The 6,439-nt window shown below is 73.6% G+C and carries 8 protein-coding genes; 3 read left to right on the plus strand and 5 right to left on the minus strand.

What is annotated here, in order from left to right:
* Positions 1-89: 89 nt before the first annotated feature.
* A complete protein-coding gene (locus SACPADRAFT_RS0210880) occupies positions 90-527 on the plus strand; it encodes a ChaB family protein (protein WP_007025967.1) in 438 nt (145 codons plus the stop codon).
* 46 nt (positions 528-573) lie between these two features.
* Here the strand turns inward: SACPADRAFT_RS0210880 and ligD are convergent, their stop codons facing one another.
* The 4 genes from ligD to SACPADRAFT_RS0210900 all read right to left on the minus strand — a co-directional run bounded on the left by ligD (position 574) and on the right by SACPADRAFT_RS0210900 (position 4,990).
* On the minus strand, positions 574-1,587 hold the full coding sequence (gene ligD, locus SACPADRAFT_RS0210885; RefSeq protein ID WP_007025966.1) for a non-homologous end-joining DNA ligase: 1,014 nt from the start codon (positions 1,585-1,587) through the stop codon (positions 574-576).
* Positions 1,584-2,684 (minus strand): ATP-dependent DNA ligase, encoded by a 1,101-nt coding sequence (locus SACPADRAFT_RS0210890; protein WP_007025965.1) that lies wholly within the window; start codon positions 2,682-2,684, stop codon positions 1,584-1,586. Before SACPADRAFT_RS0210890 ends, ligD begins: the two co-directional genes overlap by 4 nt.
* 164 nt (positions 2,685-2,848) lie before the next feature.
* The gene (locus tag SACPADRAFT_RS0210895; RefSeq protein ID WP_028662390.1) at positions 2,849-3,829 is read right to left on the minus strand and encodes a sigma-70 family RNA polymerase sigma factor; all 981 of its coding nucleotides are present in this window, start codon (positions 3,827-3,829) and stop codon (positions 2,849-2,851) included.
* 99 nt (positions 3,830-3,928) lie between these two features.
* Positions 3,929-4,990, minus strand: coding sequence for a GlxA family transcriptional regulator (locus tag SACPADRAFT_RS0210900; protein ID WP_007025963.1), 1,062 nt, complete (start codon positions 4,988-4,990; stop codon positions 3,929-3,931).
* Between the two features lie 71 nt (positions 4,991-5,061).
* Here SACPADRAFT_RS0210900 and SACPADRAFT_RS0210905 point away from each other — a divergent pair, with 71 nt between their 5' ends.
* Positions 5,062-5,829, plus strand: coding sequence for an NAD(P)H-dependent oxidoreductase (locus SACPADRAFT_RS0210905; RefSeq protein ID WP_007025962.1), 768 nt, complete (start codon positions 5,062-5,064; stop codon positions 5,827-5,829).
* A gap of 25 nt (positions 5,830-5,854) precedes the next feature.
* Here the strand turns inward: SACPADRAFT_RS0210905 and SACPADRAFT_RS0210910 are convergent, their stop codons facing one another.
* The gene (locus tag SACPADRAFT_RS0210910; protein ID WP_007025961.1) at positions 5,855-6,103 is read right to left on the minus strand and encodes a hypothetical protein; all 249 of its coding nucleotides are present in this window, start codon (positions 6,101-6,103) and stop codon (positions 5,855-5,857) included.
* Positions 6,104-6,197: 94 nt separating this feature from the next.
* On the opposite strand from SACPADRAFT_RS0210910, the gene SACPADRAFT_RS26960 reads away from it, so the two are divergent.
* Positions 6,198-6,439: GntR family transcriptional regulator (locus SACPADRAFT_RS26960; RefSeq protein ID WP_007025960.1), on the plus strand; the 242-nt coding region annotated here is incomplete at its 3' end.

The raw sequence follows: 6,439 nt of genomic DNA on the forward strand, positions 1-6,439 counted from the left end.
CCGACGACCGGCGGGCGCCGTTTGCGGGTGCCGTGCGCCGGAAAACCCCGGCACGGCGAGGGTTACCCGATCCCAGGCAGGTGAGCGTGATGCCCGGACGTGAGGAACTGCCCAGCACGCTGCGGCGGTCACCGGAGAAGGCGCAGCGCACGTGGATCGAGGCGCACGACTCCGCCGTCGAGACCTACGGTGAGGGCCGGCGGGCGCACCAGACCGCGTACTCGGCGCTGAAGCACTCGTTCGAGAAGGTCGGCGACCGCTGGGAGCCGAAGGAGGACACGGGCCCCTCCGACGCGCAGGCCGAGCGGGGAGCGGGACAGCGCGCCACGGATACGGCGGGCGGTGTGGACGCCAACGCGAGCAGACAGCACCTCTACGAGCGTGCCCGGCAGCTCGACATCCCCGGCCGCTCGTCGATGAGCAAGAAGGACCTGGTGGACGCGCTGCAGAAGGCCAGCGGCAGGCGCACCGCCGAGGCCCGGGAGAAGGAGAAGGCGGGCGGAAGCGGGCGGAAACAGAAGTCCTGACCGGCAGCGGTCCGGCGGGAGCCGTGAGCAGCGGGAGCCGGGACCGTCACGACTCCGTCGGTTTCCGCGCCCGGCTCGGGGCGACCCGGGGCGGTTCGTTCGGCTGCTTCGGATACACCGGCGGCCACGGTGCGTCCATCAGCCCGTCGGCGAGATCGCGGCGGGAGAGCTCCAGCAGCGGTTCCAACGACTGCGGGTCGCTCCACATCGCGGCCCACGGGTCGCCCCGTTGTTCCAGCCGTGCGGGCACGGTGGCCAGCGTGAGCTCGTCCGGCACCACCCCGGGAAGCTCCTCCCACGCGAGCGGGGTGGACACCTGCCCGCCCGGGCGGGGGCGGACGCACCACGCCCCGAACACGGTCCGGTGCGGGGCGTTCTGGTTGTAGTCCACGAACACCCGGCTCCCGCGCTCCTCCTTCCACCACTCGGCGGTGATGAGCGTGGGATGCCGCCGTTGCAGTGCACGGGCGAGGGCGACGGCGGCGGCCCGCACCTGGTAGCTGTCCCAGTGCGGTCGCAGCCGGACGTAGAGGTGCAGCCCGCGGGAGCCGGTGGTCTTCACGTGGGCGCGCATGCCGAGTTCGGTGAGGAACTCGCGAGCAGCGAACGCCGCCTGGCGCACCCCGTCGAACGACACGCCCGGCGACGGGTCCAGGTCGACGCGCAGCTCGTCGACCACCTCGGGGCTGCCCGCGTGGAACGGCCACACGTGGAAGCCGAGACAACCGAGGTTGACCGCCCACAGCACGTGGGCGAGGTCGGCGGCCACCAGCGCGTCGGCGGTGGTGCCGTTCGGCGTGCGGACCACGGTGGTGCGCAGCCACGGCGGCGCCGACGTCGGCACGCGCTTCTGGAACCACGACTTGCCGCCCGCGCCCGACGGGTGGCGCTCCATGAGCAGCGGTCTGCCGCCGAGCGTGGTCAGCAGCGGCCCGGCGACCGCCTGGTAGTAGCGCACCAGGTCGAGCTTGGTCTCCCCGCGTTCGGCGAAGAACACCTTGTCCGGGCTGGAGATCGCCACCTCGGTGCCGTCGAGGTCGAGCACGACCGGATCGCTCATCGGCTGCCCACCCCGGCCGCCTCGTCGAACAACGTGGTCAGCTCGGCGGGGGCGACCTCGTCGAGCTGGGCGTAGGTGCACGAGTCCGGCCGGCGGTCCGGCCGGAACCGCACGAGCCTGCCACCGTGCCGGAACCGGCCCGCCTGCACGTGCTCGTAACGCACCTCGGCGACCAGCTCGATCCGCAGCGGCTCCCACGAGAGGTCCTTGCCCGCGTTCCACCGGCTCTGGCCCCCCGGCATCCGCGCGGACCCGCCCGGTTCGCCGGACGCCTCCGCCTCGGCCCAGTCCCGCCACGGGTGCTGCTCCAGCGCGTGCTCCCGCAGCGGGGCGAGTTCGTCCACCAGCTCGGTGCGGCGCTTCGCGGGGAGACTGCCGGCGACGCCCACGTGGTGCAGCGTCCCCGCGTCGTCGTAGAGGCCCAGCAGCAGCGACCCCACCCCGCGGCCGTCCTTGTGCCAGCGGAACCCGGCGACCACGCAGTCGGCGGTGCGCTCGTGTTTGATCTTCCACATCGCCCGCCGGTCCTGCTGGTACGGCGCGTCCGGCACCTTCGCCATGACGCCGTCGAACCCGGCGCCCTCGAAGCGGGTGAACCAGTCCCGGGCGACGTCGGCGTCGTCGGTGATCGGGGTGAGGTGAACGCGGGTGGGCGTGGTGTCCAGCGTGGTCTCCAGCAGCCGTCGCCGCTCGGTGAACGGCTCGCCGGTGAGGTCCCGATCGTCGAGGGCGAGCAGGTCGAACGCCACGAAGCTGGCCGGGGTCTCGGCCGCCAGTCTGCGGACCCGGGACGCCGCCGGGTGCAGGCGGTTCTGCAGCGTGTCGAAGTCCAGCCCCTCCCCGGTGACGACGACGATCTCCCCGTCGACGACGCACCGCGGCGGCAGCGCGGCGGCCAGGGGGTCGAGCAGGTCGGGGAAGTACCGGGTGAGCGGCCGGTCGTTGCGGGAGCCGAGTTCGATCTCGGCACCGTCGCGGAACACGATGCAACGGAACCCGTCCCATTTCGGCTCGTACCGCAGACCGCGCGCGTCCGGCAGCGCACGCACGAGCGTGGCCAGCATCGGCTTCACCGGAGGCGACAGCGGCAACTCCACACCGCGATCCTAGGCCCACCCCACCCCCGGGGCACGCTGTTCACCCTGCGTGTTGCCGTGAGGGGCACATTCGCTGCGTCACACGCAGGGAATGTGCCCCTCACGGCCTGCGACGCAGGGAAAGTGCCCTTCACGGCACGACCCGACCCCACATCCGGGTGGCGTCAGCTCGCCCAGTCGAGGAGGGACTCGCTGCGGTCCGGGTCGCGGAGGGCCTCCATGCCGCGTTGTTCCAGGGTGCGGACCCGCTTGCGGCTCAGGCCGAGGCGCTGGGCGATCTCCGGGATCGTGTGCTGGTGTCCGTCGCGCAGGCCGTAGCGCAGCGACACCACCGCGGCCTCGGGGTCGGGCAGGCTGTCCAGCGCCGCCTTGAGGTCGTCGGTCATGGCCTGGCGTTCGATGCCCTCGCCGACCGCGGGGACGGCACCGTCGGTCACCAGGTCACCCAGCCGGAGTTCGCCGTCCTCGTCCAACGGCACGTCCAGGCTCACCGTCGACCGGCCCGCCTGGCGCAGGGCCACGACCCGGTCCACCGGCATGTCGGCGGCCTCGGCGATCTCCTCCACCGTCGGCTCGTGGTCGCTGTGCGACTGGAGGGTGCGCTCCAGCCGGTCCAGCTTGGCGACCTGCTCGCCGACGTGCATCGGCAGCCGGATGGTGTTGGCCTGGAACGCGTTGCCGCGCTGGATGGCCTGCCGGATCCACCACATCGCGTAGGTGGAGAACTTGTAGCCCTTGGCGTAGTCGAACTTCTCGACCGCGCGGATGAGGCCGAGGTTGCCTTCCTGGATGGCGTCCAGCAGCGGCAGGGAGGTGTGCCGGTTCTTGCGCGCCGCGGTGACGACCAACCGCAGGTTGGCACGCACCATGTGATCCTTCGCACGCGCGCCGTCCCGCGCCACCCGCTGCAGGTCGCGTCGGGACCGCTCCGGGGTCTCCGGCGGCCCGGTCTCGCCCGCGTCGGCGCGGCGCAGCAGCTCCGCGGCGTAGACGCCCGCCTCGATCCGTTTCGCCAGATCGACCTCTTCGTTGGCCGTGAGCAGCGACGTCGTGCCGACCTCGTCGAGGTAGTACCGGACGATGTCGGGTTCCTCGTTCGCGGGCCTGCCGCGGCCACGGGTCGCGGTCAGTGTCGCGTCAGCCAATTCTGCACCCTCCTTCTGGTAGGGCAACGCTGCGAACGGGTCGGGCATTCCGCACACGCGTCGCCCGCGCCCGGGCGGGGAGGTGTGCCGACCGGGCGGTCATCGGGTCGGGGTTCCGGTGGGAAAACTTCCAGGGGGACAACGCTGTGGGCGCTCCGTGGATTCCGGACGGGCGGGGCCGCGGAACGTGCCGCGGTACACACTCGGCGACACACCCAGCGTGGCCCGCAGGTGCTGGCGGAACGACACCGTCGTGCCGAACCCGGCCGCCACCGCGATCCGCTCGACCGGCAGGTCGGTGCGCTCCAGCAGTTGCCGGGCGCGCTCCACCCGCTGTGCCGCCAGCCACCTGCCCGGCGACAGGCCCGTCTCCCGCCGGAACCGCCGGGTGAACGTCCGTACACTCATCGCCGCCCGCGCGGCCCACTCGTCCAGCGACAGCGGCCGGTCGAGCCGGGCCAGCGCCCACTCCCGGGCCTCTCCGGTGGACGCGCCGTCCGACTCCACCCGGGGTACCGGCTCCGCCACGTACTGGGCCTGGCCGCCCTCCCGGTGCGGCGGCACCACGGTGCGCCGGGCCACCTCCGCCGCCACCGCCGCACCGTGGTCGCTGCGGACCATGTGCAGGCACAGGTCGATCCCGGCCGCCTCGCCCGCTGAGGTCAGCACGGTGCCGGAGTCGGTGTAGAGCACGCCGGGGACGAGGTCCACCGCCGGATGTCGGCGGCGGAACTCCGCCGCCGACATCCAGTGCGTCGTGGCGCGCCTGCCGTCCAGCAGCCCCGCCGCGGCGAGCACGAACGCCCCGGTACAGACCGAGGCGATCCGGGTGCCGGGCCGGATGCGGTCCAGCGCGGCGGCCAGCGGCGGTTCCAGCCGTCCGGTCTCCTCCGTCGCGTCCGGGGCGTGGCTGGCGGGCACCACGACCGTGTCCGCGTCGTCCAGCGCCTCCGCCCCGTGCGGCACCCCCAGCGTGAGGTCGGTGTCGGTGCGCACCGGCCCGGGCTCCACGGCGCAGGTGCGCACCTCGTACAGTGCCGCACCATCGGGCGAGCGCGCCCCGCCGAACAGCTGGTGCACCACGCCCACCTCCATCGGCACCACCCCGTGCCGTACCAGCACCGTCACGCGGTGGCGGCCTTCGGGCGGGGCCTCGGACATGGCCGGATTCTTGCACACCCCGTCCGTTGGGCCACTCGTGCGGCGGGCGCGCCGGCGGGACGCTGAACGGCATGAACGTGCTCTGGGTCCTCGCCCATCCCGACCCCCGCTCGCTGACCGCCTCGCTGGCCGCCGACGGCAGGCGCATGCTGACCGAACTCGGGCACGAGGTACGGGTGCGCGACCTCCACGCGATGCGGTGGAACCCGGTGGTCGACGCGGCCGACTTCGACCACGACCCCGCCCGGCGTCTGTTCGTCGGGTCGGCCGCGAAGGATGCCGTCCGGCGCGGCACCCTGGCCCCGGAGATCCGGGCCGAGCAGGAGCATCTCCGGTGGGCCGACACGGTCGTGCTGCACTTCCCGCTGTGGTGGCACGGGATGCCCGCGATCCTCAAGGGTTGGGTCGACCGGGTGTTCGTCAACGGCTTCGCCTTCGGGGTCACCGACCCGGAGACCGGTGCCTCCCTGCGCTACGGCGACGGCGGCCTGGCGGGCAGGCGCGCCCTGGTGGTGACCGGCGTCGGTGCGCGTGGGGCCGCGTTCGGCCCGAGAGGGATCCACGGGGATCTGGACGAGGTGCTGTTCCCCGTCCAGCACGGGCTGTTCTGGTACACCGGCATGGCCCCCCTCCGCCCGTTCGTCGTCCCCGCGGCCGACCGGACCACGGCCGGGGACTACGCGGAGATCCGGGATCGGCTGCGGACCCGCCTGGCGGCGCTGCCGACCGAGGAGCCGGTCCCGTTCCGGCGTCAGGACGGCGGGGACTACGACGACGACCTGGTGCTGCGGCCCGGGGTGGCACCGGGCCGGACCGGGATCCCCGCACACCTGCGGTGAGTCCGCGCGCGGTCACCGGAGTCGGTCACCGCAGTTCCGGCGGATTCTCCGGCGACTCCCGTCCGCTCAGGGCGTCCACCCGGCGCGCGAGCTCGTCCGCGTGCGCGCCCCCGGCCCGCCACACGACGAGCAGACCCCGGGCCACGGCGCGGGCGAACGGCGGTTCGACGTCCGGGTCCGGGCACGGCGCGGCGGCGTACGGCACGGCGACCGACCGCCCGAGTCCGGCCAGCAGGACGGCCGTCACGACCAGGAACCCCACGGTGACCAGCACGCTCTCCACTCCTCCCACGAATGGACCGGTCCACTTCCGCCCGGTCCGCACATCCTCTAGAGTCCCCGGGGAGACCGGACCGGAGGTAGGGCCAATGAGCGGCCGAGTGGACCGTTTCCGGCACGGGGCCGCGCTGGCCGTGCTGCTGGGGGACTGGAGCAGCGGGGAGGGCCCGCTGTACCGCAAGCTCGCGGACGCGCTGGGGCGGGCGGCCGACGAGGGCGCGTTGGCGGTGGGGCAGCGGTTGCCGTCGGAACGCGAACTGGCCCGGTCGCTGGCGGTGAGCCGGGCCACCGTGGTGGCCGCCTACGAGGACCTGCGCGGGCGTGGCGTGCT

This window comes from Saccharomonospora iraqiensis subsp. paurometabolica YIM 90007 (genome assembly GCF_000231035.2).
In the GTDB taxonomy this organism is placed as follows: domain Bacteria; phylum Actinomycetota; class Actinomycetes; order Mycobacteriales; family Pseudonocardiaceae; genus Saccharomonospora; species Saccharomonospora paurometabolica.